Below are 24,968 nucleotides of genomic sequence, written 5' to 3'. Positions count from 1 at the left end.
CTGATTGCGGGCTTTTTCATGGGTACTGTGTAACGCGCAGTTCCCTGAGCAGGCAGGACCGCACTCAGATTCTGTAATCCTTGAACAGCTCCTCCTTGATGATCAGCAATGCGTCATCGTAATAGCGTTCACCGCGGGCCTCACTGAGCGGTACGGACCTGACGCTGGCTTTGCCATCGCGCGGCTTGTGCTCGCAGGTGATGAAGAACTCCGCCGTTTCTGCCTTGAACTCCAGGTAGTAGAACAGCTCCCTACCCTCTCGATCCCAATACCCAATTTCTCTTCGCATCATTGCCCCGCAGAACCTTGAAATTTACCCATTCTAGCGAGAGCAGCCCAGACCCATTCATACCTGGTGCCTGGACGCTCCCGCCACCTGCGCGTGCTCAGGTAACTCATCCGAATCAACTCAAACCCATTTGAACTAATGGCCTTTTGCTGCTATCACCAAAGTACCACGCAGCAAGAGTGCCTACGCCCATGAACAAGCTTGAGCAAGATGTGATCGATGCTGCGCGCGCATCCGCGCCGGATTGCCCGCAAGCCCGGAGCGCCGATTCCTTCGAGGCTGCGCTGGGGGCTATCGCGATACTCAAAAGCAACCTTTCAGGAGAACCGCTGGAGCGCGCTCTGCTGATGCTGCGCGACTCCTACATCCGGCCAGGTCACTCCTGAAATTTCCACAGAGGCTCTGGCGCTTGATCAATGCATTCCAGCTTCAGCGGGTGGAAAGCTGTGCTTTGTATTCCTTGACGTATCCGCTGGCCAACGATTCCTTCTGCTTATCGTCGAGAATCTTGCCCGCCATCTGGAAGAACTTCTGCTCTTCCTCTTTCAAGTGATGATGGACTTTTTCAGAGAGCTTTTTAGCGGTGACCAGCCAGCCGGGGCTGGACATCTCTGTCTCGTCCAGTTCCTCCATCATTTCATCCATTTCGTGGTGTTCTGAAATGGCGTGACGACTCAAATCCACACCCTCGTCGTACTCCATCAACGGCATGTAGAAAAACCGTTCCTCCGCCGTTTCGTGTGCCTGGAGCTCGGTCTTGAGCTGTTTGTACGCCTCGACGCGCTGCGGGTTGTCGCCGCTGGTCTGGATCAGTGCGTCAGCGTAGGTGCGTTGCCGCTCATGGCTCTCACGCAGTGCTTCGAAGATATTCAATGGCGTCTCTCCGGCATCGCTTCCAGAAACGGAAGCACTGCTGACTAGACCTTTTTGCGAGTTGGCTAGTTCCACTCGAGCCACGCTCGGAAGTCGGCCTGACAATTCTGAACGCGATGCTCAGGGATCAAAAGCCATCTGAACTGAAATCAGCTTGACGATAAAGCGAGGCAGCCTACCGGCCGGCCTGGGAGTACGCGTCCCCCCGTAGGAGCTGCCGCAGGCTGCGATCTTTTGATCTTGATTTTTTGGGAGCGGCGGTGCGGCGATCCGACTTGCTCGCGATGAAGGCTCTGACAAGGCCAAACCGTGCTGACGTAAAGGCGCACCGAGTGAGTCAGGCCAATGAAGTCCCGCTGACTTTTACTGAAGCGTCACTGTCGTCCCTCATTTGCATATTCTCATGCAGGAAGCCCATCAATTCAGCCGCCGCTGGCGACAGGCTGCGGCCTTTCCTGGACAAGATGCCGATCTTACGCTCGACCTTCGGCTCTGAAAGGGGCAGGAATGCCAGTTGTTCATTGCCTGCAGGAAATGCCAGATAGGGCAGTGTCGTAATGCCGATGCCCTCTTCGAGCATGGCGATCAAGGAAATCATGTTGGAGACGAACAACAGACTGCTCTCCAGCAGCCCCGCCGCTTCGGTACCTTCGAGCAAGCGCGAAGTGCCATTGCGCACCAGCGGGTAGGCTTGCAGGCTGGACCAATGCAAGGCTCCACCGGACGCCACCAACGGATGATCACGCCGACAAACCACGCCAATCTGATCACTGAGGATCGGCAGGAAATCGATGTTCTCATCCGGCATCCAGATACTGCTGATGCAGAAATCCACCTGCCCCTGGGCCAATAGCTGCTGCACGCTGTCGGCGTTACCGTCCTGAATACTGATCTGCACCTTGGGATGCTCGCTGACAAAACGCGCGAGCAGGTGCGGCAACAGCCGACTGGCCACTGACGGTACGGTGGCGATGCTCACCTGACCGATTTCATGCCGGGCCAGCAGGGTCACCTCGCGGGCAATCCGGTCGTGATGGGCGAGAAGATCCTGGAACAGTGGCAGGCAGTGCTCACCAAAAGGTGTCAGCTCGGTCTTTCCCCCTTTTTCGAACAGCGCCTGGCCGAGCTTCTGCTCAAGCTCGCGGACCGCCAGGGAAATAGCCGGTTGGGTACGATAGGCCTGTCGCGCCGCTGCGTGAAAACTTTTCAGCTGCGCCACCAGGACGAAATAACGCATTTGAGTGATTTTCAGCTCGGGCAACATGGTAAGTTTTCCTTATCTTTTCATTTTTTTTATTAATTTTTATTTGTAGATTAATACTCTCAAGATGGGGACCACGCAATCGGAGGTTCCCATGACAGTGCAACCCTACAAAAACTACATCGCTGGAAACTGGTGCGAAGGCCAAGGCGTTATCGCCAACCACAGCCCTTCGGATGTGCTGGACATCATCGGTCACTATCATCAGGCCAGTGCCGACCAGACTCAGGCTGCGATTGCTGCAGCACGTGCCGCGCAGCCACTCTGGGCAGCGACCGGGCTGGAGCAACGCCAACAGTTGTTGATGGCCATCGGCGACGAACTGATTGCCCGCAAGGATGAGTTGGGCCGCCTGCTCTCCCGTGAGGAAGGCAAACCCCTCAACGAGGGTATCGGCGAGGTTTATCGCTCCGCGCAGTTTTTCCACTATTACGCCGCCGAAATCCTGCGCCAGATGGGCGAGACAGCCGCGTCAGTACGCCCCGGCATCGACATTGAAATTCATCGTGAACCGGTCGGTGTGGTCGGCATCATCACTCCGTGGAATTTCCCCATGGCGACGGCCGCCTGGAAGATTGCCCCGGCCCTGGCCTTCGGCAATGCGGTGGTGTTCAAACCGGCCAACCTGGTGCCGGCCAGCGCCTGGGCGCTCAGCGAAATCATCAGTCGCCAGGCCCTGCCGGCGGGCACCTTCAACCTGGTCATGGGCAGTGGCAGCATCGTCGGCGAGAGCCTGATCCAGTCGCCCGATATCGATGCGCTGACCTTCACCGGGTCGCTGCCGACCGGACGTCGAGTGGCCATTGCCACAGCGACCAATCTGGTGCGCTGCCAGCTCGAAATGGGCAGCAAGAATGCGCTGGTCGTGCTGGATGATGCCGACCTCGACATCGCTGTCGAATGCGCGTTGAACGGTGCGTTCTTCGGTACCGGGCAAAAATGCACCGCCTCATCGCGCCTGATCGTCTGCGACGGCATCCATGACCGCTTTGTCGCTGCATTGATTGCGCGCATGCGCCAGTTGAAGGTCGGCCATGCACTTGAGCAAGGGGTGCAGATCGGCCCGGTGGCCGAGGCCCGCCAACTGGAGCAGAACCTTCACTACCTGCAACTGGCCCAGGACGAAGGCGCGACGCTGGTCGAAGGCGGCGAACGCCTGGCACTGGAACCTGAAGGGCACTACATGCGTCCGGCGCTGTTCATCGACAGCCACAACGACATGCGCATCAACCGCGAAGAAGTCTTCGGTCCGATCGCTTGTGTGATCCGGGTGAATGACTACGAACACGCCCTCGCCGTGTTGAACGATACCGAATACGGGCTCACTGCCGGAATCATCACCCAGTCGCTGCGCCATGCCAGCGATTTCAAACGCCGCGCTCGCACCGGCTGCGTGATGGTCAACCTGCCCACCGCCGGCACCGACTACCACGTGCCATTCGGCGGGCGCAAAGCCTCAAGTTTTGGCCCCCGCGAACAAGGGCAATACGCCCGCGAGTTCTACACAGTGGTCAAGACCACCTACATGCGTCCCTGAATCGGAGATCACCATGCACGACTTATTGATGATCGATGGCCTGCAATACTCCAACTGGAGCGAGGAGCTGTTTCGCCAGATGCAGGCCGGCGGCCTGAGTGCCGTTCACGCCACCATTGCGTACCACGAAAATGCCCGGGAAACCCTGTCGCGAATCGGCGAATGGAATCGCCGTTTCGAGACCTGGCCCGAGCTGATTCGTCCGGTGCGCGAGGCGGCAGATATTCGCCTGGCCCATCAGGAGGGACGCGTCGCGATCTTCTTCGGCTTCCAGAATTGCTCGCCGATCGAAGACGACATCAGCCTGGTGGAGATCTTCCGCCAGCTTGGGGTCCTGGTCATGCAACTCACCTATAACAACCAGAGCCTACTGGCCAGCGGCTGCTACGAGAGCGAAGACAACGGCATCAGCCGTTTCGGCCGCCAGGTGATCCGTGAGATGAACCGCGTGGGCATGCTGATCGACATGTCCCACAGCGCCGAGCGCAGCACCCTGGAGGCGATCGAACTGTCGAGCCGCCCGGTGATCATCTCCCATGCCAACCCTTCGAGCTTCCATGCCGCCAAGCGCAACAAATCCGATGCGGTGCTGCGCAGCATCGCCGAATCCGGTGGCCTGCTCGGCTTCAGCACGTACCCCTTCCACCTCAAGGGCGCGTCGGGCTGCAGCCTCGAGACGTTCTGCGACATGGTCGCCAATACCGCCGATTTAATGGGCGTCGAGCACATCGGCATCGGGACTGACCTGTGCCAGCAACAGCCGCTGCAAGTGCTCGAGTGGATGCGCAATGGTCGCTGGAGCAAGGACAAGGACTACGGCGAAGGCTCGGCCGACAACGCCCACTGGCCATCACCCCTGCAATGGTTCCGCGACAGCCGGGACTTCCCCGTCATCGCCCGTGGCCTGCAAGCCCGCGGCTTCGCCGAGGACGAGGTACGCAACATCATGGGACTCAACTGGTTGCGCCTGCTGGAAAGCGCCACCACCCCACAAGCCTGACGCCTGATCTAAACCGTGAGGACAGCATGAAAAACAAAAACAATAGCTTCCCGTTCATCTCCCCAACCGGCGATGGACAGCCTCAAGCGCGTATTTTGGAGGCATCATGAAAACATCCACCGAGCTACAAGCCGACAGCCAGTCGCTGAGCCTTGCAGCACCCAAAAAAGACATCGACTGGCCGCTGTTTCTCATCAGCGGCGGCTTCCTGGGTGCATTCCTGATAGCGGCGCTGATCGACATTGAAGGCGTGTCGACTCTGGTCAATACGCTGTTCGCCTGGTCGACGAAGTTCTTTGGACTGTACTGGCAGATATTGATGCTGCTGACCTTTGCGGTGAGCCTGTTCATCTGCTTCAGCAAATGCGGTCGGGTGCGGCTGGGCGGCGTCGACCAAAGGCCCGACACCAGCACCTTCAACTGGATCGCCGTGATTATGTGCGCCTTGCTCGCCGGCGGCGGCGCCTTCTGGGCCGCGGCGGAGCCGATGATGCACTTCGCCAGCCCGCCACCACTGTTCGCCGGCATGCAACCCCACAGCGAAGCGGCGGCGCATGCGGCTCTCGCCCAATCCTTCGTGCACTGGGGCTTCCTCGCGTGGGCAGTCCTGGGCAGCCTGCTGGCAATCGTGTTGATGCATTTGCACTACGACAAAGGCTTGCCGCTGGCGCCGCGCACCCTGCTGTATCCACTGTTCGGCGAGCGAGCGCTGAAAGGCCCGATCGGCACGCTGGCGGATGCCACCTCGATCATCGCAGTGGTCGCCGGCACCATCGGACCCATCGGTTTTCTTGGTCTGCAAATCAGCAGTGCGCTGCATTCGGTCTGGGGCATCCCGAATGATCTGACGGTCCAGGCCATCACCATTGTTCTGGTCACAGTGCTGTACACCACCTCCTGCCTGGTGGGGCTCAAGGGCATCCGCTTCGTCAGCGAAATCAACGTCTGGCTGATGATTGGCCTGGCGCTGTTCATGGTGGTGCTCGGACCCACGGCCTTTATTCTCGGCGGTTTCCCGACAGCCTTCGCCTTGCATCTGGAACAGTTCATGCCGATGACATTGTTTCGTGCCGATCCAAAATGGCTGGACTGGTGGACAGTGTTCTACTGGGGCTGGTTCATTGGCTATGCGCCGATGGTGGCGCTCTACGTGGCGAAGATCTCCCGTGGACGGACCATCCGGGAAGTCATCATGACCTTGTCGATCATCGCTCCGATCGTGACCATGTTCTGGTTCACCGTGGTCGGTGGCACCGGCATCGGCCTGGAACTGCAAACGCCCGGCATCGTCACGGCCAATGGCGCGCAACCCGAAGCCCTGCTGTTGGGCGTGACCCAGAACCTGCCACTGGGTGGACTGGTCTCGGCGCTGTTTCTGTTCTTGAGCTTCATCTCGGTCGCAACCAATGGTGATGCCATGGCCTTCACCGTAGCGATGGCCATGTCGAGCAACGACAAACCGAAAAAATGGCTGAGAGCGTTCTGGGCCATCGGTATGGGGTTGGCCGCGGTCGTGCTGATCACCATCGGCTCGGGCGGCGTGACGGCGCTGCAATCCTTTATTGTGATCACTGCCGTTCCGGTTTCGCTGTTGATCCTGCCCTCGCTCTGGGATGCGCTGCGGATCGCCCGGCGCATGGCTCGCGAGCAGGCTGTTTGATCATGATTAGTTCAGGAATCGCAATTATGTCGCACCCCCACTCCGGCGCAACGCCACAACCGACCCTGCGGCCCGCCGCGCAGGTCATGGACCTGGATCGCCTGGGCAGCCATTTTCAGAGCCGGCTGAGTTTCGTGCGCAGCAGCATGCGGCGAATGATGAACGAGCAATGGCGCATCCAGCGCACCTGCTTCGACCTGGATGCCGAGGGATATGGCACGACCATTTATCGTATCGATACGGCCAACGCGCATTATCACTGCGTCATCTTCTCGATGTACCTGCCGCCGGAAAAGCGCAGCGACCGGGTAATCGCCGATCAGTGGGACGTCACTTTCGTCCTGCTCGCCGGCGATGTCGACGACCAGCAACTGGCCGATTTGCGGCGCAATGTGCCGCTGCAGGAAGCCGGCCGTTTTGACGCCCGGGTGCTGGTGCTCTCGCGTGCCAACCGCAGCCTGCGCAACTTCGAGCGTTTCCTCGGGGCGCTTGCCGAAGGTTGTCAACCAGACCCTCGGCAGCTCGCCGACGTCGGCTACCTGTATCGCACCACCGCCGTTTATGGCAACGGCAAGTTCGGCATTGCCGACTTCAGCTGCCTGCAAGGCAATGCCGATTTCACTCAGCCGTTCAGCGCGCAGATGTTTACCGTCTACCTGCTCCGGCATTTCAGTATCGAGCAGATAGAACACATGGCCCGGGCGCGTAACCCACAACGGGCGGTCGGGCTGGACATTACCCTGCAACGTTACCTGGGGGTCGGGAACTCCACCGGTCTGGGCATGGCGCCGTTCCTGGTCAACCACCCGCAATTGGTCAACCAATGGGTGTGGGCCAGGGAAACCGCGCTGGCGCGGACCCTGGCGCAATCGGCCGAGCTGCCTCACCAGCAGCGCTTGCGGACCTTGATCGAACGGGCCCGTCGGCACCTCGAGGAAACCGCGACCGAAGATCAACGCCAAAGCGCCATTGACCAGCGCACCCTGACCGACCTTGGGCAGTTGAGTGACTGGTTCGACCGTCAACCGCTCAGTGCCGAACTGTGGACAGTCCTGCACGCCTGGGCCGAGCGACACTGCGGCACGGGCTGCCAGGAACTGCTGGTCAGCCTGTTGCTGGAGCTGTACCCCGAGCAGATCGATCCGCTGGCAGAACAGATGGCGGTCAAAGAGGGTTTTCGCCTCGATGCCGAGATGCCTCTGGGGGCGCTGCGCGAGTTGATCGAGAACCAGTACCGATGGGCCCTCGATTACGACCTGAGCAATGCCGAGGCTAACCATTTCTTCTGGTATCGCTCGGCAGAAAAGGAGGAACCGCGGCTGGGAGAGCGCGCCATGGAGCCCGGCGCCGAGAAGGAAATGCAGCTGGGCATTGCCCACAATATTCAACGCTGCCATAGCGCGTTGATTGGCTATCTGGAGCAGCACCCACAGCAACTGACCGCGCATTTCCTGCTCGCCCAACCGCAGTTCAAAGGCACTGTCTGCCGTTTGCAGGGCATGGCCCGCTGCAGCCATGGCGAAATTCGCGCCAACCTGATGGATCGCAGCATGCTGCCGATCCACCTGCTGCGCTGCAAGCTGGCGTTCTTCGGTGCCGGCAAGTTCGATCCGAAATCCAGCCGCTGGGTACGCATCACCTTGTTTCAGGGCGCGCCCCTGGTGGGTGAGATTGGCCAGCCTTTCGATGACGACTGGAACTTCGCCGTCATGCCTCAACTGGCAACCGCCGCCGGAGAACACTGATATGCGCGTTTCGCTCAATGAAGTTCAGGTTATCTGCCGCAAGGCCTTCGAAGGCCTCGGCTTCGCCGCGGGTGATTGCGACGACGCCGCCGAAATGATTGCCTGCCTGCAACTGCAGGGCCTCGACGGGATCGGCGCACTGAAAAAAGCCCTGGCCTTCCTCCACGATGAAGTCGATCGCCCCTTCGACACCTGTTACGAAGATGCCGCTCAATTGACCCTCGATGCTCACGGCCAGAGCGTCTTGCGCTGTGCCGCCCAAGCCGTGGAACTGGGTGTGAGCAAGGCCTTGCGTGGCGGCAGTGCACTGATCCGTATCCGCCACTGCCACAACCGGATTCTGCTGCTCGGCTATCTGGCGCGATGCGCCGAACAGGGGTTGAACTTTTGCGCCTACTGGCGCGATGCGCGCCAGGAACTGGTGGCCACCTTCAGCGCAGGCCAGAGCAGCCCGTCGCTGCGGGTGTATGACCTGCAACAACCGGCGCAGAGCGACGAGCAAAGCATCAACGTGCTGATTTCCCGCCACTTCACGCTGCTGCCACGCCTGAGTCCGGAGGATCTGGCGCCCAGTCTGAATCTGGATCAGCAGACGCTTGCCAGTAGCAAAAACCAGCAGCTCTCTGGCGGCCTGGAGGTGGACGAGAGTGTCTGGATCATGCTGAAAAAACTCGGCGAACGCATTCTGGTGGAAAGCACTGAAGAGTCACGACGCCGTGGTGCCGGGGAAAGCAGCGACGCCACATAGAAACGCCTCGTCCACGCCCCGCTAAACCTTCCGGCGCCGTCACCTGACCGCGCCCCGGGATTGATTTTTTCATACCTGAACCAGGAATTGACCGATGAAACACGCCATAAAGACCGACCTCTTTGCCTCTCGCGCGCCACTGGAATGGGCCGTGGTCGGCAACGGCACGCTGTACACCGCGCAGATCCCCATCGACCGCCAGGGTCAGGTGGTGGCCGGAGGCATCGAAGCCCAAACCCGGCAGACGCTGGACAACTTGCGCCACACCCTGGAAGCCGCCGGTAGCACCCTCGACGCGGTCACCCAGGTGCTGATCTACGTCACCGACCGCAGCTACCTGGCCACCGTGAATGCGCTCTACACCGAGTACTTCCAGGCGCCCTTCCCCAACCGCGCCGCAGTGGTGGTAGCAGGCCTGGCCAGGGAGGAAATGCTGGTGGAACTGGTGGTTTATGCGTGTGTGGGATGAGCTGGCGTTAATCGTCGGCAACGCCCCCTGCTTCAAAAAACGCCGGAGAGAGTGTGTGTGGACACTATTCACCACACTCATTTATTAATGTATTCATCTATCTCTGCATCTGTCGACCTCCTTATCTTTAGTCGAGCGATTTCATAAGCATCAACCCTTCGGGACTGTGATCCAGGCATAGGCATAAAAGGTATGGCGGTGGTATGTTTTATCCTGAAGTCAATAACATATTTTTTACCGTCATCCACCTCGTCAAGGTAAAGGAATGGCTTACCGGCTAACAAAAAAATCGGTGCCCCGTCAGCTGACAATGTTTCTCTAGTCCCTTTTGACGTAAGTCCGATTGGAGCATTTGCCGTATAAAAAACCTCTTTGACCTGGAACGGGTTGGCCGGAACTGACTCTTCGGGCAGATGAGTTTTTGGGGGGTCAGGCTTCACTTCCGACAGGGACTGGAAGATGACATTTCCACCAGCGACTGTATAAGTTGGCCCATAATTACCTGATACATTTGTTGTTGTACCTGCTGGAGGCGGTGGCGTTACTGGTGGGTCAGGCGACTTGAAATACAATGCCAGTAGTGTTGTTACTCCTCCCGCCCCAATTATCGGAACAAGGACATTTACTGCCCACCACCTTATAGTTGATTGTGCTCTTTTAGCCATGTAACCGCTCCTGAAGAGAGTAATGGCAAATTTGCGCCATTGGCCCACGCCAATAATTCATTGCTGCTGACGTTCTGAATATAGTACGTGGCAGTGGTTCGGCCAATTTTTCCCAGCTATACCGACAGAGGGGTACGCATTTCATTTTGCGCAGTTAATGCTTCTTATCCATAACGCGATAGCCATTGGCATCAGAACGAACACTTCAACGGTCAGTCGCAGACTCCGGGATCGCAATTTTTCATGAACCAGGTAATCCATTGAATATCAAATGTCTGGTCAAAGGCCATCGGATGACAAACACAACCAGCTCAAATGCGTACCAACGCTCGACCTACCTTTGAACTCACGGGTTTCCCCCCGGTGCTATGGTGAGTTCCCCTCACCCGCCAGAAACGACGGAGGCCACATGCTCTACCGGATAGCCGCCGACGGGCTGGTGCTGTTCCATCTGTTGTTTATTGTCTTCGTGCTGGGCGGCGGGCTGCTGGTGCTCAAATGGCGCTCGCTGTGCTGGTGGCACTTGCCTGCGGTGGCCTGGGGGGTGGCGGTCGAGGTGTTCCACTGGCCCTGTCCGTTGACCGGATGGGAAAACCAGATGCGCCTGGCCGCCGGCGAGTCCGGTTATGGCAGCAGTTTCATCGAGCATTATATTTGGCCGCTGATTTATCCGGCAGGGCTGACAGCCGGCATACAACTATGGCTGGGCGCACTGGTGCTGCTGATCAATCTGCTGGTCTACCTGTGGTTACTGAGACGCTGGAAGCCTTGGCGGAGCATTTAGCCCCCTTGCGACTTACCCCTTGAGGTAGTGACGAACCCGCACAGCAACGCCCTCGCTCTGAAACTGCCTGCTCGACCGGTATGTCGTACTCGAGAGTGATCATGACCGCTCCGCGCTCCGGATCGGTGTTTTCGGCCAACGGCGGTTGCGGCCAATGCAACGAAGGCGCCAGTTCCTCGGCGGTCGGCGTCGAGCGCGCCCTTGTGAGTATCGGTCAGACTTTGCGGTGCGCCCGGGTAAATCAGCGGTTTCGCCTTGCCGATCTGTCGGCCAATTGCCGCAAGGGACCCAAGGTCATTAACCCGGCTCCGGTCAGCTACTATTGGAAGTGGCTTAATCCATTCAATGGCACTTCAACCGGTGCTGGTTCAACCCCGCAGGCGCCTGATCAGTCCTCTGGGGCGGTGGGTATTTGAAGGAGGTCATCATGTGGCTCAACGAACTTGAACAGGATCTGAGGCGCGACCTTCAGGGCATCGCGTCTGACTTGCGCTGGTCGGCTGTCGAATTACTGCGTATCGCTGAACAATTGAAAATTGCCGGGAATGACGCCGACGCCCAGGCGATGCGCAGGATGTGTGATTTATTCCAGGACAACGAGAAGCGGCTGACCGCCTACGCCAATGAGGTGAAGGGCCGGCATATCAAACGCTCTAAAGGCGATGAGCCGCCGCCGGGGGCTGCATGATCTCGCGCAGGGACATTCGCTTGAAAGCATCCACCAGCGCACGCCCTTCCTCGACCTCGTAGGAAATAGCCAGTCGCACGGTCGCCTCGCCCAGATGCCAGATCAGGAACGCCGACTCGCAAATGCGTTGCGGATCGGCCTGCGGATGCACGCGGCGCATTGCCTCGGCGAGCATCGTTCCGGCCACGCGGCTTTCCTCCAGTTCGAGCGCCAGCAGTTGCCTGTCGGCCTGCATGGCGGACCATATGTCGCGCATCGCAGGGGTTGCGAGGACGATCTGGTAGTACTGATCCAGCAGGCTCGAGTAAGCAACCCGCAGGCCTTCGAGGTCCTGGACGTCGGCCAGTGCCGCGTCAATGCAGCGCCGGCTCTCGGCGTTGTAACGCTCGGCCAGGGTGCGGATCACCGCGCTCTTGTCGGGGAAATACTGATAGAGCGAACCAATCGAGATTTCCGCCAGCTCGGCGATCTCACTCATCTTCACCTGATCGCTGCCCTTGGCCGCGATCAACCCGGTGGCCACCAACAAGATCCGCTCCAGCCGTTCCCGGCTGCGCTGTTGCGTCGGCATACGACGCGCCAGTGCCGGTTCCACTGCGGGTGGTAAAGCTGTAGCAGGCGCTTTTTTTCGCACTCGCGCGATCCCCGGAATCAAATATGACGAGTCCTCACCTTAGCATCGGATGTCTGGAATGACAAAGAGCACCCGGCCGCGCCTTCCGTCGGTTCGCCGGTTGGCTTGCTTGACTGTAAAATATGAGGGTTTATCATTTTATTGAACGTGAGCATTGCTCACATTTAATCGGAGCCAAACCTGATGAAGACCTCCAACGATTTAATCCTGGTGCTCGGTGTCAACGGTAAAACTGGCCGGCGGGTCGCCGAACGACTTCAAGCCGCGGGGCACCCGGTACGTCGCGGATCGCGCGCGGCGAACCCGCCCTTCGACTGGGAAGACCGCTCCACCTGGAGTGCCGTGCTTGAAGGGATTCAGGCCGTCTATATCACCTACCAGCCGGACCTGGCGGTGCCAAACGCCCTCGAGACAGTCCGGGCCTTCATTAATCAGGCGCTCGACAGCGGTGCTCGCAAGTTGGTGCTGCTGTCGGGACGCGGCGAGGTCGAGGCGACTCAGGCCGAACAGCTGTTGCAAGCGTCCGGCGCCGAATGGACGGTGCTGCGCGCGAGTTGGTTCTGCCAGAACTTCAGTGAGGCGCATTTCCTCGAGCCAATCCTCGAGGGCGAGCTTGCGTTGCCGGTCAACCCGGTAGCCGAGCCTTTCGTCGACGTCGAGGACATCGCCGAGATAGCCGTCGCGGCCCTGACCAGTTCCGGGCATGCCGGTCAACTCTACGAACTGACCGGTCCACGCGCCCTGACCTTCGCCGAGGCGGTCGACGAAATCGCCCGCGCCACCGGTCGCGACATCCGCTTTGCCAGCGTGGCGCCGCAGGCCTATCGCGAGGCATTGGAACAGAGCCAGCTCCCCGCAGAGCTGATCGATCTGGTGCTCTACCTGTTCACCACGGTACTGGATGGCCGCAACACACCCACAGCCGACGGCGTGCAACGCGCGCTTGGCCGCCCGCCCCGGGACTTTTCCGATTATGTGCGGCGCACGGCGGCCAGCGGTGTCTGGGGCGGCAGCGCTGCTTAAGTAGTGTCGGCCAGATGCCCTCCAGGCAGCACTCTGCGAGAGTGTTTCCTGAAGGGCATCGATTGCGACGGCCCGAGCTTAAGCCCTTTCAGCCGTCCTGCTTATTGATCGACTCGCCCTCTATGGCCAACACGTTGCAGGGTACGTGCTGCAGAACATGCTCGGTGGTGCTGCCAATCAGCTTGCCTAGCCCTTTGTGATGCACATTGCCCATGACGATCACATCGGCCCGGCTATGGGCGACGAAGTTACCCAGGGCCTTGGTCAGCGGCCCGGCGATGAAATGCTGGCGCTCGACTGGCACCTCGTATTGCTTGGCCAGGACAGCAAAGGTTTTTTCAAGGGAGCGACGCACGTCGGCGCCGAAGCCCGGCATGGTGACGGCGCCCGCACCCGCATCGGCAAACTGAGTGTGGCTCAGATCGTAGGCATGCAGCAGATGCAGTTCGGCGTCGCATTGCTCGGCCAGGTCCTGTGCGGCCTGAATGATGCTGTCGTTGATCCCGTGGATCTGCCCCGCCGGATGCGCCGGATCAACAGCCGCCACGACCACCCTTGGCAGCGGACAGCGGATCTCGCTGACCAGATGCACCGCAACCGGGCAATGGCGCAGCAGTTGCCAATCCACGGCGGTCATGACCGCGCCTTTGAGCGCTGATTCGTGGTGTAGGTCCTTGATCACCAGGTCTGGCTGCATCTGCGCCACATGCTGGAGAATCTCTTGCAGCGGGTCGCGGGTCACCAGCACTTCGGTGGTCACTTCGAGGCCTTTGTGGCGTAGCAGATCGGCTTCATCCATGAGCCACTGCTCGTTCTCTTGCCGACAGGTCTCACGCTGTTGCTTGCTGTCGCTCATCAGCCGCATGAGGTCAAAGTCCTCGATGAATACTGCGATATGCAGCGCTGCATCCGTGGCATCGGCAATCGCGATCGCCCGCTCCATCGCCGGCGAGTGGCGCATGGTTGGAGCGGCTATCAGAAATAGTCGCTGATACTGGCTCATGTGGCACCTCCAAACGTCCCGGGTTATCCGCTACTGCCTGGTCGACACTATTAATATACGCCTGCTACTCCTGCCCCAGCGCGTACAGCAAGGAAAGCCCCAAACCGACCATGGCATCGTCGGTATGGTTTGATGAAGCCCTGAGATTGATCGGTTCTGCGCTGTCATGCCCTGGATGGGCCACGCCTTGCAAGGTGATATGAATGGCCCATAGCGACTGCCAGACCGGTTGATCCGCAGGGCATTTATTCTGCCTTTCGATGAGGTATTTTGCGTACAGACCAGCTTCATTGGTGAAAATCCGCAGGTGCGCCCTGGCCACACCAAACGGCGATTCAATCCGCCAGGTCGTGTCATCCCCAAGGACCTCGAACTTTACCCCGAGGCGCTCTCGCGAGTGTTCGTCATCGAAATATTCCTTCAACTTCGCGGACAACCGCACCGCGTATTTTTTCAGCTGTTGCGCCTCTTCCGCGGCGGAAGTGACCGTAGCCCACTGCTCTTCGGTAATCGATTGATAGCTCATGGCAACCTCCCGCCCAGCCTGGATGCAGTCATTGACCAGGCGTCACGCAAGCCGATAAATGACCGAGCCTGCGATGCCGGCCCGACCTCCCTCGTCACTGGTTTTTTTGAGCGTTATTAATGTCCTGTAAAGCCCGATTGGTCAGGTTTATGCATTTTTGAGTGTCGCCAGCGGCTTGCGCTTTTTCTGCTTCCATTCGCGTACTTCGAATTTTATCCAGTTGAGGCTGGCCCATCACCGGAGTCGCTTTAAGCTCTCTGATCTTTTGCAGATTGATAGCGCACAGGTCGTCCGCAGCAAAGAGCGGCGTCGCAACCAATGCTCCAACCAAAAACAGAATGGATCGTTTCATCGCATTCTCGCTTCTATTTGGTGGCATGGAATATCACTATAGATCGTGGTACGTAGTCATGGGTGGCTACACTCGACAATCAAGCAATCCATCAAGGACCGACGATGCCGCCGATTGAACACCATCACCAGCTGGCCCTGCAGAAATTCCTGGCGCAACACCCGCAGCTCAAGGATGAGCTCGATCACTTGAACCCTTTGGCTGCCCAGGCCAGGGGCGAGACGCTGGAGCGGTACCGCGAGGAGCGCCTGCATGAAGCGTTCGAAGCCGAAGCCGAGCGCCTGGGCCTGTTTGCCTGGGAGCTAACATTGCAGCTCACCGCCGCATCCCCCCAGGACTACCAGACCCGGAGGATGGAGGTGCACAAGGAAGTCGCTGAAATGGCGGGCATGGACTGGGAGCAATATTGCCAATTGAATGGTCTCGACAGGTGACCAAAGCCCTATGGCGCCTATAGCTTGATAGCGTCTATAAAGGATTTTTGCCGATGATATTTCGCTGATGCTGCCCACCTCACCTGGAAACCATTCCCACCCCGGCCTGCGGCACACCCAAAAGTGGCGCCCTGGTGGCGAGCCTTTCGGTGTTAGCCGGGATGACCGATGCCATAGGGTTCATGGCCACCGGCGACTTTGTGTCCTTCATGAGTGGCAACACCACTCGTCTGGCTGTCGCGATCAGCGACGGCTCTGCGCAGCAGTCGTAAAATCAGGCACTGCGGTATTCCAGACAAACCGTGCAAGCAGGATTTGCGACTGCTTCGCAGCCGGACGCAGCCTTCGGCAGCTGCTACGGTTGGCGTAACGTCTTAGTTGTCTGACTCAAACGGACTTCGCCGACCCGGCGATAAAGCTTTATCATTGCCCCAGGTTTGCTGACAGAGTTCGTCATGAAGTTCGCCATTGCGCTTTTCTCCGCCGCCCACGCGCCCTCCTCGCGCCGCGCCCTGCTGTTTGCCCAGGCAGCGCTGGCCGGTGGGCACCAGATTGTGCGGCTGTTTTTCTATCAGGATGGCGTTTACAACGCTCAAGACACTACCGTTACCCCGCAGGATGAACTGGACCTGCCCCGGCAATGGCGCGCCTTCGTCTCCGAGCATCAGCTCGACGGCGTGGTATGTATTGCTGCCGCCTTGCGCCGTGGCGTGCTGAATGAAGAGGAAGCCCGGCGCTATCAGCGTTCCGCGGTCAATCTGAGCGCGCCCTGGGAGTTGTCCGGGCTCGGGCAACTGCATGATGCCGTGCAAGCGGCCGACCGCTTGATTTGTTTCGGAGGGCCATGAAATGCCTAAATCCTTGCTGATTATCAGCCGGCAGGCACCCTGGTCCGGCCCCAGTGCTCGTGAAGCCCTGGACATCGTGCTGGCTGGTGGCGCCTTTGATTTGCCGATCGGCCTGTTGTTTCTCGATGACGGGGTATTCCAGCTGGCGCCGACACAGAACGCCAAAGCCGTTCAGCAAAAGGATCTCAGCGCCAATCTGCAAGCCCTGTCGCTGTTTGGAGTAGACGATGTGTTCGCCTGCAGCAACAGTGTGACGGAACGTGGTTTTGCACCCTCGGCGCTGAACAGGGACACTGTGCAGTTGCTGAACCCGGAGCAAGTCTCCTCGATTATTGATCGTTACGACCAGGTTATTACCCTCTGATGTCGACTTTGCATGTGTTGTCCCACTCGCCGTTTACCGATAACCGGCTGACCAGTTGCCTGCGCCTGCTTGGCGCGCAGGATGCCATCCTGCTCTGCGGTGACGCGCTGTATGCCCTGCAACCCGATAGCGCACCGCTCAACGCGCTGCAAGCACGGGTCGACACCCTGCGCTTGTTCGTCCTCGAGGAAGACCGTCAGGCCCGTGGCCTGGAAGTCCCTGACTGGGTCAAAAGCGTCGACTACCCGGGGTTTGTCGAGTTGTCGATTGACTATGACAAGGTCAACAGCTGGCTATGAGTTCGCTGATCGTAGGTGCACACAACATCGACCTCGATAAAGACGGTTATCTGGTCAACCTGAGCGATTGGTCCACCGAGGTTGCCAGTGCGCTGGCCGCTGCCGAAGAACTCGAGTTGAGCCCGGAGCACTGGGAAATCCTCGAGTTGCTGCGCGGCTTTTATCAAGAATTCCAGCTGTCTCCGGCGACCCGCCCGCTGATCAAATACACCGCACTCAAGCTGGGCCCGGACAAGGGCAACAGCCTGCACCTGAACCGACTGTTCAAAGGCACTCCCGCCAAACTTGCCGCCAAGCTGGCGGGCCTGCCCAAGCCGACTAATTGCTTATGACCGATTTTGCGCCGTTGATCACCGAAACACCCGCCGAGCACCCTTTTGCACAATTTGTGCGAATCCTTGGCAAAGGCAAGCGTGGTGCCCGCAGCCTGACCCGCGAGGAAGCACGGGAGGCCATGGGCATGCTGCTCGACGAGAAAGTCGAGGACACCCAGCTCGGCGCGTTCCTGATGCTCTTGCGGCACAAGGAAGAAAGCCCGCAAGAGCTGGCCGGCTTTACCGAAGCGCTGCGTGAGCGATTGAAGGCACCGGCCTTGAAGGTCGATATCGATTGGCCGACCTATGCCGGCAAGAAACGTCATCTACCGTGGTACCTGCTGGCCGCCAAATGCCTGGCACAGAACGGCGTGCGCATTCTAATGCACGGCGGCGGCGCACATACCGCCGGCCGCCTGTACAGCGAACAGCTGCTCGAGCTATTGAAGATCCCGCTGTGCCGCAATTGGCAGCAGGTCGGTACGGCGCTGGAGCAAGGCAATCTGGCGTTTATCCCGCTCGGCGACTGGGCGCCGCAGATGCAACGGATGATCGACCTGCGCAACACCCTCGGCTTGCGCTCGCCCATCCATTCGCTGGCGCGGATTCTCAATCCATTGGGCGCTCGTTGTGGCCTGCAAAGCATCTTCCACCCTGGTTACCAAGGCGTGCACCGCGATGCCAGCGGCCTGCTGGGCGACAACACCATTGTCATCAAAGGCGATGGCGGCGAGATCGAAATCAACCCGGATAGCATCAGCCATCTGTACGGCACCACCGGTGGCGAGAGCTGGGATGAGGAATGGCCCGCGCTGTCAGCTCAACGGCATGTCAAACCCGCCACCCTGGACCCGGAACAATTGACCGCGTTGTGGCGTGGCGAGGTGCAGGACAGCTACCCGCAACTGGCGCTGATCTCGACCATGGCGCTGGCCCTGCGCGGCCTCGGCACTGCGCGAGACCAGGCATTCGAACTGGCTCAGCAGTACTGGGATGCGCGGGACAGATCGATTTAACCGATCATTAACGCCCAACCTTTGCGCTTTTTGTTCGAACTCATCGGATTAGACTGAACTCCAATGCCTAGTGTCCCGCCTCACCAATACGTTACATTTTTGACGAGTGGCTGTTGTTGTCAGGCAAGGCGCCGCGACGAGTCATAGCCCGCTATGGCGAGGAGTGGCAACGCAGCTTGACGACAACAGACGCCGTCAAAATGCAACAGTTATTGGTGAGACGGGACACCCTCCTTGGAGTTTCTGATGGGTTTGCTGATTGAAGGGCGCTGGAGTGACCAGTGGTACGAGAGTGGCAAAGACGGCGAGTTCCAGCGCGAACAAGCGCAGCGCCGCCATTGGCTGACCGCCGACGGCAGGCCGGGGCCGACCGGCGAAGGCGGCTTTCCCGCCGAGGCCGGGCGTTATCATCTCTATGTGTCGCTCGCTTGCCCCTGGGCCCACCGCACGCTGATCCTGCGCAAACTCAAAGGCCTTGAAAGCCTGATCGACGTCTGCGTGGTCAGTTGGTTGATGCTGGAAAACGGCTGGACCTTCGATAAAGCCTTCGGCTCCAGCGGCGACCGCCTGGATAACCTGACCTGGCTGCATCAGCGTTACACCGCCGATACCGCCGACTACACCGGTCGGGTCACGGTACCGCTGCTCTGGGACAACCAGCAAAAGCGCATCGTCAACAATGAATCGGCGGAAATCATCCGCATGTTCAACAGTGCCTTCGACGAGCTGACCGGCAATCGCCTGGACTTCTACCCGCAACCACTGCGCGAAGCGATCGATGAACTGAACGCGCGGATCTATCCGGCGGTCAACAACGGCGTCTATCGAGCCGGCTTCGCCACCTCGCAGAAGGCCTATGAAGAGGCCTTCGATGAGCTGTTCAGCGAACTCGACTGGCTGGAAAAGCGCCTGGACGAGAAGCGCTATCTAACCGGCGAATACCTCACCGAAGCCGATATCCGCCTGTTTACCACGCTGATTCGCTTCGACGCGGTGTATTACAGCCACTTCAAGTGCAACCTGCGGCGGATTGCCGATTACCCGAATCTGTCGAACTGGCTACGGGAGCTGTATCAGTGGCCAGGCATTGCCGAAACCGTGGACTTCAACCACATCAAGGGGCATTACTACGCGAGCCATCGGACGATCAATCCTACCGGCATCGTGCCGAAGGGGCCGGCGCTGGATTTCAATGCCAGTCATGATCGGGAGCGGTTGAGCGGGAAAGGGGTTTGGCAGAACATATGATTGCAGGATGATTCAGGTGTAGCCCGAAAAAGATCGCAGCCTGCGTAAGAGCTGCCGCAGGCTGCGATCTTTTAAGACAGGCAACGCAGATCAAACCTGCGACTGCGCCCCTTCGAACCACTTCAGCTTCTCGCGAAGCTGTACCACTTCCCCGACTATCACCAGTGTCGGCGCATGGACTTCATGCTCGGCGACCAGCTGTGGAAGATTGGCCAGCGTGCCGGTAAAGACTCGCTGATTCGAGGTAGTGCCCTGCTGGATCAGGGCCGCTGGCGTATCCGCCGAACGACCGTGTTTGATCAGTTCGTTGCAGATGATCGGCAAGCCGATCAAGCCCATGTAGAACACCAGGGTCTGCGCCGGGGCCACCAGGTCGCTCCACGGCAAATCCGAGGTGCCATCCTTCAGGTGTCCGGTGATAAACCGCACCGACTGCGCATAATCACGATGAGTCAGTGGAATCCCGGCATAAGCCGCACAACCACTGGCCGCGGTGATACCTGGCACCACCTGGAACGCAATGCCCTGAGCCGCCAGTTCCTCGATCTCTTCGCCGCCACGGCCGAAAATGAACGGATCGCCACCTTTCAAGCGCAGCACCCGCTTGCCCTGCCTGGCCAGATCCACCAATTGCTGGTTGATCTGATCCTGAGGCACGGCGTGATCAGCCCGACGCTTGCCGACGTAGACCCGGTCGGCATCACGCCGGCACAGCTCAAGAATCGCCGGTGCAACCAGGCGGTCGTACAACACCACATCCGCTTGCTGCATCAACCGCAGCGCGCGGAACGTCAGCAGGTCCGGATCGCCCGGTCCGGCGCCAACCAGATAGACCTCGCCGGTTGCCACAGGCGCAGTGCCATTGATTTTTTCCAGCAGCAGGCGTTCAGCTTCAGCGCCCTGCCCGGCCAGTTGGCGATCGGCAATCGGCCCCTGGAAAACATCTTCCCAGAAGGCCCGGCGCTGTTGCACATCCGGGAACAGACCTTTGACCTGGGTGCGAAAACGCGCCGCCAGACCGGCCAATTGGCCGTAGGTCGACGGAACCCAGGTTTCCAGTTTGGCCCGGATCAGCCGCGCCAGCACCGGCGCATCGCCGCCGCTGGAAACCGCGATCACCAAGGGCGAGCGGTCGACGATCGCCGGGAAAATCACGCTGCACAATGCCGGAGCATCGACCACGTTGACCGGTACGCAGCGCTGCTGCGCATCCCTGGAGACCTGCGCATTCAGCGATTCGTCGTCGGTGGCGGCAATGATCAGCACGCAGCCCTCGAGATCGGCCTCGGCATAACCGCGCAAGACACACTCACCGCCACTGTTCTGCACCAACTCGCGCAGCTGGACTTCTATTTCAGGTGCAACCACCCGCAGTAGCGCACCGGCATCGGCCAGCAGGCGGGATTTGCGCAAGGCAATCTCACCCCCACCGACGACCAATACACGGCTGCCGCGCAGGTTGTGGAACAGCGGCAGATAGTCCATTTAACCGATGACCTCAATGTCGCCCATGTAGGGTTTGAGCACCGCCGGCACACGGATCGAACCGTCGGCCTGCTGATAGTTCTCCAGCACCGCCACCAGGGTCCGGCCAACCGCCAGACCGGAACCGTTCAGGGTGTGAACCAGTTCAGGTTTGCCGGTTTCCGGGTTACGGAAGCGCGCCTGCATGCGCCGGGCCTGGAAGTCGCCGCAGTTGGAGCACGAGGAAATCTCGCGGTATTTGTCCTGGCTTGGAATCCACACTTCCAGGTCGTAGGTCTTGACCGCGCTGAAGCCCATGTCGCCGGTGCACAGCGCCAGAACGCGATAAGGCAGCTCGAGCAGTTGCAGAACTTTCTCGGCATTACCGGTCAGGCCTTCCAGCGCTTCCATGGACTGGCTCGGCTCGACGATCTGGACCATCTCGACCTTGTCGAACTGGTGCTGGCGAATCATCCCGCGGGTGTCGCGACCCGACGCACCGGCTTCACTGCGGAAGCACGGCGTATGGGCGACGAACTTCATCGGCAGCAGCTTCGGATCGAGAATTTCGCCGGACACGATGTTGGTCAACGACACTTCAGCGGTCGGGATCAGGTACAGATCGGCCTCGCCTTCGCGGCTGATCTTGAACAGGTCTTCTTCGAACTTCGGCAATTGGCCAGTGCCCTGCAAGGCCGGCGCCTGAACCAGGTACGGGGTGTAAGCCTCTTCGTAACCGTGTTCGTTGATATGCAGGTTGATCATGAACTGCGCCAGTGCGCGGTGCAGACGAGCGATCGGCCCGCGCAGCAGGGCGAATCGCGCGCCAGAGAGCTTGGCCGCGGTCTCGAGGTCCAGCCAGCCGAATTTCTCACCCAGGGCGACGTGATCCTTGACCTCGAAATCGAAGGCGGCCGGGGTGCCCCAGCGACGCACTTCAACGTTGGCTTCTTCATCGGCGCCAACCGGCACGGACTCGTGAGGCAGGTTGGGGATAATCAGCAGAATCGAGTCCAGCTCGGTCTGAATCGCGTCCAGCTCGACTTTACCGCTATTGAGCTCAGTGCCCATGCGCTCGACATCCGCCATCAGCGGCGCAATGTCTTCGCCGCGCTGCTTGGCCTGACCGATGGATTTGGAGCGCGCGTTACGTTCAGCCTGCAATTGTTCGGTGCGGGTCTGGACGATCTTGCGCTGTTCTTCCAGCGCTTCGATGCGCGCGACATCCAGGGTAAAACCACGGGATGCCAGGCGGTCCGCTACGTCCTGCAGGTTGCTACGTAACAGTTTGGAATCGAGCATGTCGGTCTCTCGTTTATCAAAGTTTGGTCAGGGACAGGCCAGCCCAGGTCGCGAGCAGCCCGCCGAATACGCTGATTGCCGCATAGCCCAGGGCCAGCGGCGCTTGCCCGGTTTCCAACAAGCGCAGCGTATCCAGTGAAAAGGATGAAAAAGTCGTCAGGCCACCGAGGAAGCCCACTATCAACCCGGCACGCACCTCAAGCGGCACTTCCGGGCGGAGCAAAAACAGACCATATAAGATGCCAATCAACAGGCAGCCCACGATATTAACGGTCAGCGTCGCGGTATAGAAGTGCCGCGGCCAATTAGCATTGATCCAGTTGCCGGTGGCGAAGCGCAACAGGGTCCCGGCGACTCCTCCCACGGAGACCGCGACAATCAACGCAATCAAGTCTTTCTCCGCTGTCTGGGGCTGAGCCGGTCCAGCGCGGCGAGGTGATTGAGCTTCTCGCCGATCTTCAGTTCAAGGCCACGGGGCACCGGCTGGTAAAAATGCTGCGGCTCAAGCTCGTCCGGGAAGTAGTCCTCACCGGCGGCATAGGCCTCGGGCTCATCGTGGGCGTAACGGTATTCGTCGCCATAACCCAGCTGCTTCATCAGCTTGGTCGGCGCATTGCGCAAATGCAGCGGCACTTCCAGTGACCCGTGCTCGGCGGCGCTGCGCATGGCGGCCTTGAAGCCCATGTACACCGCATTGCTCTTCGGCGCGCAGGCCAGATAAGTAATAGCCTGGGCCACCGCCAACTCGCCTTCGGGGCTGCCCAGGCGTTCCTGGACGTCCCAGGCGGCGAGACACAGGCTCAACGCGCGCGGATCGGCATTGCCGATGTCTTCACTGGCCATGCGCACCACGCGCCGCGCCAGATACAGCGGATCGCAGCCGCCGTCGAGCATGCGCGCGAACCAGTACAGCGCGCCGTCCGGGTTGGAACCGCGCACCGATTTGTGCAGCGCCGAGATCTGGTCGTAAAAGGCTTCGCCGCCCTTGTCAAAGCGCCTGCGGGTATCACCCAACAGGCTTTGCAGCAGTTCGATGCCGATTTCAGTCCCGTCTTCGGCCAGATCGGAGGCGTTCTCCAGCAGGTTCAGCAACCGCCTGCCGTCGCCGTCGGCGGCCGTGAGCAGCATCTTGAAACCTTCGTCACTGAGGCTCAGCTGGCGTTTGCCCAAACCGCGCTCTTCAGTAAGTGCGCGCTGTACCAGCTTGCGCAGCGCCGCTTCGTCGAGGCTTTTGAGCACGTAAACCCGAGCCCTGGACAACAGAGCGTTGTTGAGCTCGAACGAGGGGTTTTCCGTGGTCGCGCCGATAAAAATCAGCGTGCCGTCTTCGACGTAGGGCAGAAAGGCGTCCTGTTGCGACTTGTTGAAGCGATGCACTTCGTCGACGAACAGGATGGTCCGGCGGCCGTATTGCCCGGCCTGCTGCTTGGCGATTTCCACCGCCTGGCGAATCTCCTTGACCCCGGCCAATACCGCCGAGACCGTTTCGAAATGCGCATCCGAGACTTCTGCCAGCAGCCGCGCCAGGGTGGTTTTACCCACCCCCGGCGGCCCCCAGAAAATCATCGAGTGCAGGGCACCCTGCTCAAGGGCTTCACGCAGGGGCTTGCCGCGAGCGAGCAGGTGTTCCTGACCGACATACTCGTCCAGGTTGGCCGCGCGCAGGCGCGCGGCCAGTGGCTGGGCAATCGGGGCACTTCGAAACAGATCCATGGGTTGCGTTTGAAACCTCTTTTTCCTGCTCTTTATTCTTGCTCTTTATTCCTGGATCACATCGGCACCCTTGGGGATGTCGAACTTGAACTTGGACGCGGCGATCGGCTCGTTGGCCTTGACCCCGGTAAACAGGATATTGGTGCGCTGACCAACGCTGTCGATCAGTTGCATGTCATTGACCAGACCGTTGCGGAACGACAGGCGCAGGCTGTCGAACAGGGTGTCCTTGGTTTTCGGCTTGAGGGTGAAGTCGATCACACCGCCGGCTTCCTTGGCGCTGATGTCAAAGCTTTCGCTGATCTTGGAGACGTCACCGGACAGCAGCAAGGCCGGAGTCTGGGTCAGGCGCTGATCGAGTTTCTTGATGGTGACCTGCTCCAGGTCCGGATCCCACAGCGAAACCTTCTTGCCATCGGAGACCATCAACTGTTCCTGCGGCGCATCGGTGTGCCAGTAGAACAGGCCCGGACGCTGCAAGGCCATGTCACCGGCGGTTTCCTGCAACTGAGTGCCGCTGCCATCGAGGGTCAGCTGCGAGAAACGCGCCGTCAGGGTCTGCGACTTTTCGAGCAACTGGGTCAGACGCGCCACATCTTTGCTATCGGCATGGGCCGAGAGAGTGGTTAAAGCCAGTACCGGCAACAACAGCATGCGGATAAAGCGCATGGGAGTCCTCATAACATTCGTGGGAGAGTGGTGGCGCATT

Annotated in this window: 30 protein-coding genes and 2 pseudogenes; 18 read left to right on the top strand and 14 right to left on the bottom strand. The window is 59.5% G+C overall.

The features are described from left to right. Positions 1–64: 64 nt before the first annotated feature. The gene (locus tag AC3IUA_RS11285; protein ID WP_489360905.1) at positions 65–292 is read right to left on the bottom strand and encodes a hypothetical protein; all 228 of its coding nucleotides are present in this window, start codon (positions 290–292) and stop codon (positions 65–67) included. A 188-nt stretch (positions 293–480) separates the two neighbouring features. On the opposite strand from AC3IUA_RS11285, the gene AC3IUA_RS11280 reads away from it, so the two are divergent. Continuing rightward, positions 481–675: a hypothetical protein gene (locus tag AC3IUA_RS11280; RefSeq protein WP_489360903.1), complete on the top strand. Its 195-nt coding sequence runs from the start codon at positions 481–483 to the stop codon at positions 673–675. Positions 676–718: 43 nt separating this feature from the next. Here AC3IUA_RS11280 and AC3IUA_RS11275 read toward each other — a convergent pair whose 3' ends face one another. Beyond that, entirely contained in the window at positions 719–1,162 is a 444-nt protein-coding gene (locus AC3IUA_RS11275; protein WP_489362308.1) for a hemerythrin domain-containing protein, read from the bottom strand. 337 nt (positions 1,163–1,499) lie between these two features. Continuing rightward, positions 1,500–2,426: a LysR family transcriptional regulator gene (locus AC3IUA_RS11270; protein ID WP_489360902.1), complete on the bottom strand. Its 927-nt coding sequence runs from the start codon at positions 2,424–2,426 to the stop codon at positions 1,500–1,502. A 91-nt stretch (positions 2,427–2,517) separates the two neighbouring features. On the opposite strand from AC3IUA_RS11270, the gene AC3IUA_RS11265 reads away from it, so the two are divergent. The 6 genes from AC3IUA_RS11265 to AC3IUA_RS11240 all read left to right on the top strand — a co-directional run bounded on the left by AC3IUA_RS11265 (position 2,518) and on the right by AC3IUA_RS11240 (position 9,582). Next, on the top strand, positions 2,518–3,960 hold the full coding sequence (locus AC3IUA_RS11265; RefSeq protein WP_489360900.1) for an aldehyde dehydrogenase family protein: 1,443 nt from the start codon (positions 2,518–2,520) through the stop codon (positions 3,958–3,960). Between the two features lie 13 nt (positions 3,961–3,973). Continuing rightward, the gene (locus AC3IUA_RS11260) at positions 3,974–4,960 is read left to right on the top strand and encodes a dipeptidase (RefSeq protein ID WP_489360898.1); all 987 of its coding nucleotides are present in this window, start codon (positions 3,974–3,976) and stop codon (positions 4,958–4,960) included. A gap of 106 nt (positions 4,961–5,066) precedes the next feature. Continuing rightward, complete coding sequence (locus tag AC3IUA_RS11255) at positions 5,067–6,620, top strand: BCCT family transporter (protein WP_489360896.1); 1,554 nt, start codon at positions 5,067–5,069, stop codon at positions 6,618–6,620. A gap of 26 nt (positions 6,621–6,646) precedes the next feature. Beyond that, positions 6,647–8,365, top strand: coding sequence for a hypothetical protein (locus AC3IUA_RS11250; protein ID WP_489360894.1), 1,719 nt, complete (start codon positions 6,647–6,649; stop codon positions 8,363–8,365). Between the two features lies 1 nt (position 8,366). Beyond that, positions 8,367–9,113 (top strand): DUF3726 domain-containing protein, encoded by a 747-nt coding sequence (locus tag AC3IUA_RS11245; protein ID WP_489360892.1) that lies wholly within the window; start codon positions 8,367–8,369, stop codon positions 9,111–9,113. Between the two features lie 94 nt (positions 9,114–9,207). Next, positions 9,208–9,582, top strand: coding sequence for a RidA family protein (locus AC3IUA_RS11240; protein ID WP_489360890.1), 375 nt, complete (start codon positions 9,208–9,210; stop codon positions 9,580–9,582). Positions 9,583–9,659: 77 nt separating this feature from the next. Here AC3IUA_RS11240 and AC3IUA_RS11235 read toward each other — a convergent pair whose 3' ends face one another. Next, complete coding sequence (locus AC3IUA_RS11235) at positions 9,660–10,247, bottom strand: hypothetical protein (protein ID WP_489360888.1); 588 nt, start codon at positions 10,245–10,247, stop codon at positions 9,660–9,662. Between the two features lie 409 nt (positions 10,248–10,656). Here AC3IUA_RS11235 and AC3IUA_RS11230 point away from each other — a divergent pair, with 409 nt between their 5' ends. Continuing rightward, positions 10,657–11,031 carry a DUF2784 domain-containing protein gene (locus tag AC3IUA_RS11230; RefSeq protein ID WP_489360886.1) on the top strand — a complete coding sequence of 125 codons (375 nt, stop codon included), beginning with the start codon at positions 10,657–10,659 and terminating at the stop codon, positions 11,029–11,031. A gap of 58 nt (positions 11,032–11,089) precedes the next feature. Here the strand turns inward: AC3IUA_RS11230 and AC3IUA_RS11225 are convergent. Beyond that, positions 11,090–11,212 (bottom strand): annotated as a pseudogene (locus tag AC3IUA_RS11225) (MFS transporter); the annotation flags it as partial. 246 nt (positions 11,213–11,458) lie between these two features. Here AC3IUA_RS11225 and AC3IUA_RS11220 point away from each other — a divergent pair. After that, entirely contained in the window at positions 11,459–11,719 is a 261-nt protein-coding gene (locus AC3IUA_RS11220) for a hypothetical protein (RefSeq protein WP_489360884.1), read from the top strand. Here the strand turns inward: AC3IUA_RS11220 and AC3IUA_RS11215 are convergent. Continuing rightward, positions 11,685–12,353: a TetR/AcrR family transcriptional regulator gene (locus AC3IUA_RS11215; protein WP_489360882.1), complete on the bottom strand. Its 669-nt coding sequence runs from the start codon at positions 12,351–12,353 to the stop codon at positions 11,685–11,687. The genes AC3IUA_RS11220 and AC3IUA_RS11215 overlap by 35 nt on opposite strands. Positions 12,354–12,536: 183 nt before the next feature. Here AC3IUA_RS11215 and AC3IUA_RS11210 point away from each other — a divergent pair, with 183 nt between their 5' ends. Next, a complete protein-coding gene (locus AC3IUA_RS11210; RefSeq protein ID WP_489360880.1) occupies positions 12,537–13,376 on the top strand; it encodes an NAD(P)H-binding protein in 840 nt (279 codons plus the stop codon). 88 nt (positions 13,377–13,464) lie between these two features. On the opposite strand, the gene AC3IUA_RS11205 is transcribed toward AC3IUA_RS11210, so the two are convergent. The 3 genes from AC3IUA_RS11205 to AC3IUA_RS11195 all read right to left on the bottom strand — a co-directional run bounded on the left by AC3IUA_RS11205 (position 13,465) and on the right by AC3IUA_RS11195 (position 15,257). Next, the gene (locus tag AC3IUA_RS11205; RefSeq protein WP_489360878.1) at positions 13,465–14,379 is read right to left on the bottom strand and encodes a universal stress protein; all 915 of its coding nucleotides are present in this window, start codon (positions 14,377–14,379) and stop codon (positions 13,465–13,467) included. A gap of 64 nt (positions 14,380–14,443) precedes the next feature. Beyond that, positions 14,444–14,905 carry a hypothetical protein gene (locus AC3IUA_RS11200; protein WP_489360877.1) on the bottom strand — a complete coding sequence of 154 codons (462 nt, stop codon included), beginning with the start codon at positions 14,903–14,905 and terminating at the stop codon, positions 14,444–14,446. 94 nt (positions 14,906–14,999) lie between these two features. Continuing rightward, entirely contained in the window at positions 15,000–15,257 is a 258-nt protein-coding gene (locus tag AC3IUA_RS11195; protein WP_489360875.1) for a hypothetical protein, read from the bottom strand. A gap of 104 nt (positions 15,258–15,361) precedes the next feature. On the opposite strand from AC3IUA_RS11195, the gene AC3IUA_RS11190 reads away from it, so the two are divergent. From AC3IUA_RS11190 to AC3IUA_RS11155, 8 genes and pseudogenes are all read left to right on the top strand, one after another. Further along, the gene (locus AC3IUA_RS11190) at positions 15,362–15,691 is read left to right on the top strand and encodes a DUF6388 family protein (protein WP_489360873.1); all 330 of its coding nucleotides are present in this window, start codon (positions 15,362–15,364) and stop codon (positions 15,689–15,691) included. A 67-nt stretch (positions 15,692–15,758) separates the two neighbouring features. Continuing rightward, positions 15,759–15,945: pseudogene (locus AC3IUA_RS11185) on the top strand (DUF1275 family protein); the annotation flags it as partial. A gap of 201 nt (positions 15,946–16,146) precedes the next feature. Beyond that, the gene (gene tusD / locus AC3IUA_RS11180) at positions 16,147–16,539 is read left to right on the top strand and encodes a sulfurtransferase complex subunit TusD (RefSeq protein ID WP_489360872.1); all 393 of its coding nucleotides are present in this window, start codon (positions 16,147–16,149) and stop codon (positions 16,537–16,539) included. 1 nt (position 16,540) lies between these two features. Beyond that, the gene (gene tusC / locus AC3IUA_RS11175; RefSeq protein ID WP_489360870.1) at positions 16,541–16,903 is read left to right on the top strand and encodes a sulfurtransferase complex subunit TusC; all 363 of its coding nucleotides are present in this window, start codon (positions 16,541–16,543) and stop codon (positions 16,901–16,903) included. Continuing rightward, positions 16,903–17,202: a sulfurtransferase complex subunit TusB gene (tusB, locus tag AC3IUA_RS11170; RefSeq protein ID WP_489360868.1), complete on the top strand. Its 300-nt coding sequence runs from the start codon at positions 16,903–16,905 to the stop codon at positions 17,200–17,202. The genes tusC and tusB overlap by 1 nt, the downstream gene beginning before the upstream one ends. Next, positions 17,199–17,534 (top strand): TusE/DsrC/DsvC family sulfur relay protein, encoded by a 336-nt coding sequence (locus AC3IUA_RS11165; RefSeq protein WP_489360866.1) that lies wholly within the window; start codon positions 17,199–17,201, stop codon positions 17,532–17,534. Before tusB ends, AC3IUA_RS11165 begins: the two co-directional genes overlap by 4 nt. Next, the gene (locus AC3IUA_RS11160; protein WP_489360864.1) at positions 17,531–18,532 is read left to right on the top strand and encodes a glycosyl transferase family protein; all 1,002 of its coding nucleotides are present in this window, start codon (positions 17,531–17,533) and stop codon (positions 18,530–18,532) included. The genes AC3IUA_RS11165 and AC3IUA_RS11160 overlap by 4 nt, the downstream gene beginning before the upstream one ends. A gap of 246 nt (positions 18,533–18,778) precedes the next feature. Next, positions 18,779–19,780, top strand: a complete 1,002-nt coding sequence (locus AC3IUA_RS11155) for a glutathione S-transferase family protein (protein ID WP_489360862.1) — start codon at positions 18,779–18,781, stop codon at positions 19,778–19,780. Between the two features lie 90 nt (positions 19,781–19,870). On the opposite strand, the gene cysG is transcribed toward AC3IUA_RS11155, so the two are convergent. Genes cysG through lolA form a run of 5 tightly spaced genes read right to left on the bottom strand, consistent with a single transcriptional unit; the run spans position 19,871 to position 24,928 of the window. Beyond that, on the bottom strand, positions 19,871–21,265 hold the full coding sequence (cysG, locus tag AC3IUA_RS11150; RefSeq protein ID WP_489360860.1) for a siroheme synthase CysG: 1,395 nt from the start codon (positions 21,263–21,265) through the stop codon (positions 19,871–19,873). Next, a complete protein-coding gene (gene serS, locus AC3IUA_RS11145) occupies positions 21,266–22,546 on the bottom strand; it encodes a serine--tRNA ligase (protein ID WP_489360858.1) in 1,281 nt (426 codons plus the stop codon). Positions 22,547–22,562: 16 nt separating this feature from the next. Then, positions 22,563–22,937 (bottom strand): fluoride efflux transporter CrcB, encoded by a 375-nt coding sequence (crcB, locus tag AC3IUA_RS11140; protein WP_150806940.1) that lies wholly within the window; start codon positions 22,935–22,937, stop codon positions 22,563–22,565. Further along, positions 22,934–24,259 carry a replication-associated recombination protein A gene (locus AC3IUA_RS11135; RefSeq protein WP_489360856.1) on the bottom strand — a complete coding sequence of 442 codons (1,326 nt, stop codon included), beginning with the start codon at positions 24,257–24,259 and terminating at the stop codon, positions 22,934–22,936. The genes crcB and AC3IUA_RS11135 overlap by 4 nt, the downstream gene beginning before the upstream one ends. 45 nt (positions 24,260–24,304) lie before the next feature. Further along, positions 24,305–24,928, bottom strand: a complete 624-nt coding sequence (gene lolA, locus AC3IUA_RS11130) for an outer membrane lipoprotein periplasmic chaperone LolA (RefSeq protein WP_489360854.1) — start codon at positions 24,926–24,928, stop codon at positions 24,305–24,307. Positions 24,929–24,968: the final 40 nt, after the last annotated feature.

This window comes from Pseudomonas sp. KH_050 (assembly GCF_057838875.1).
The sequence above is the reverse complement of the archived record's forward strand: the minus strand, read 5'-3'. Positions and strand labels throughout refer to the sequence as shown.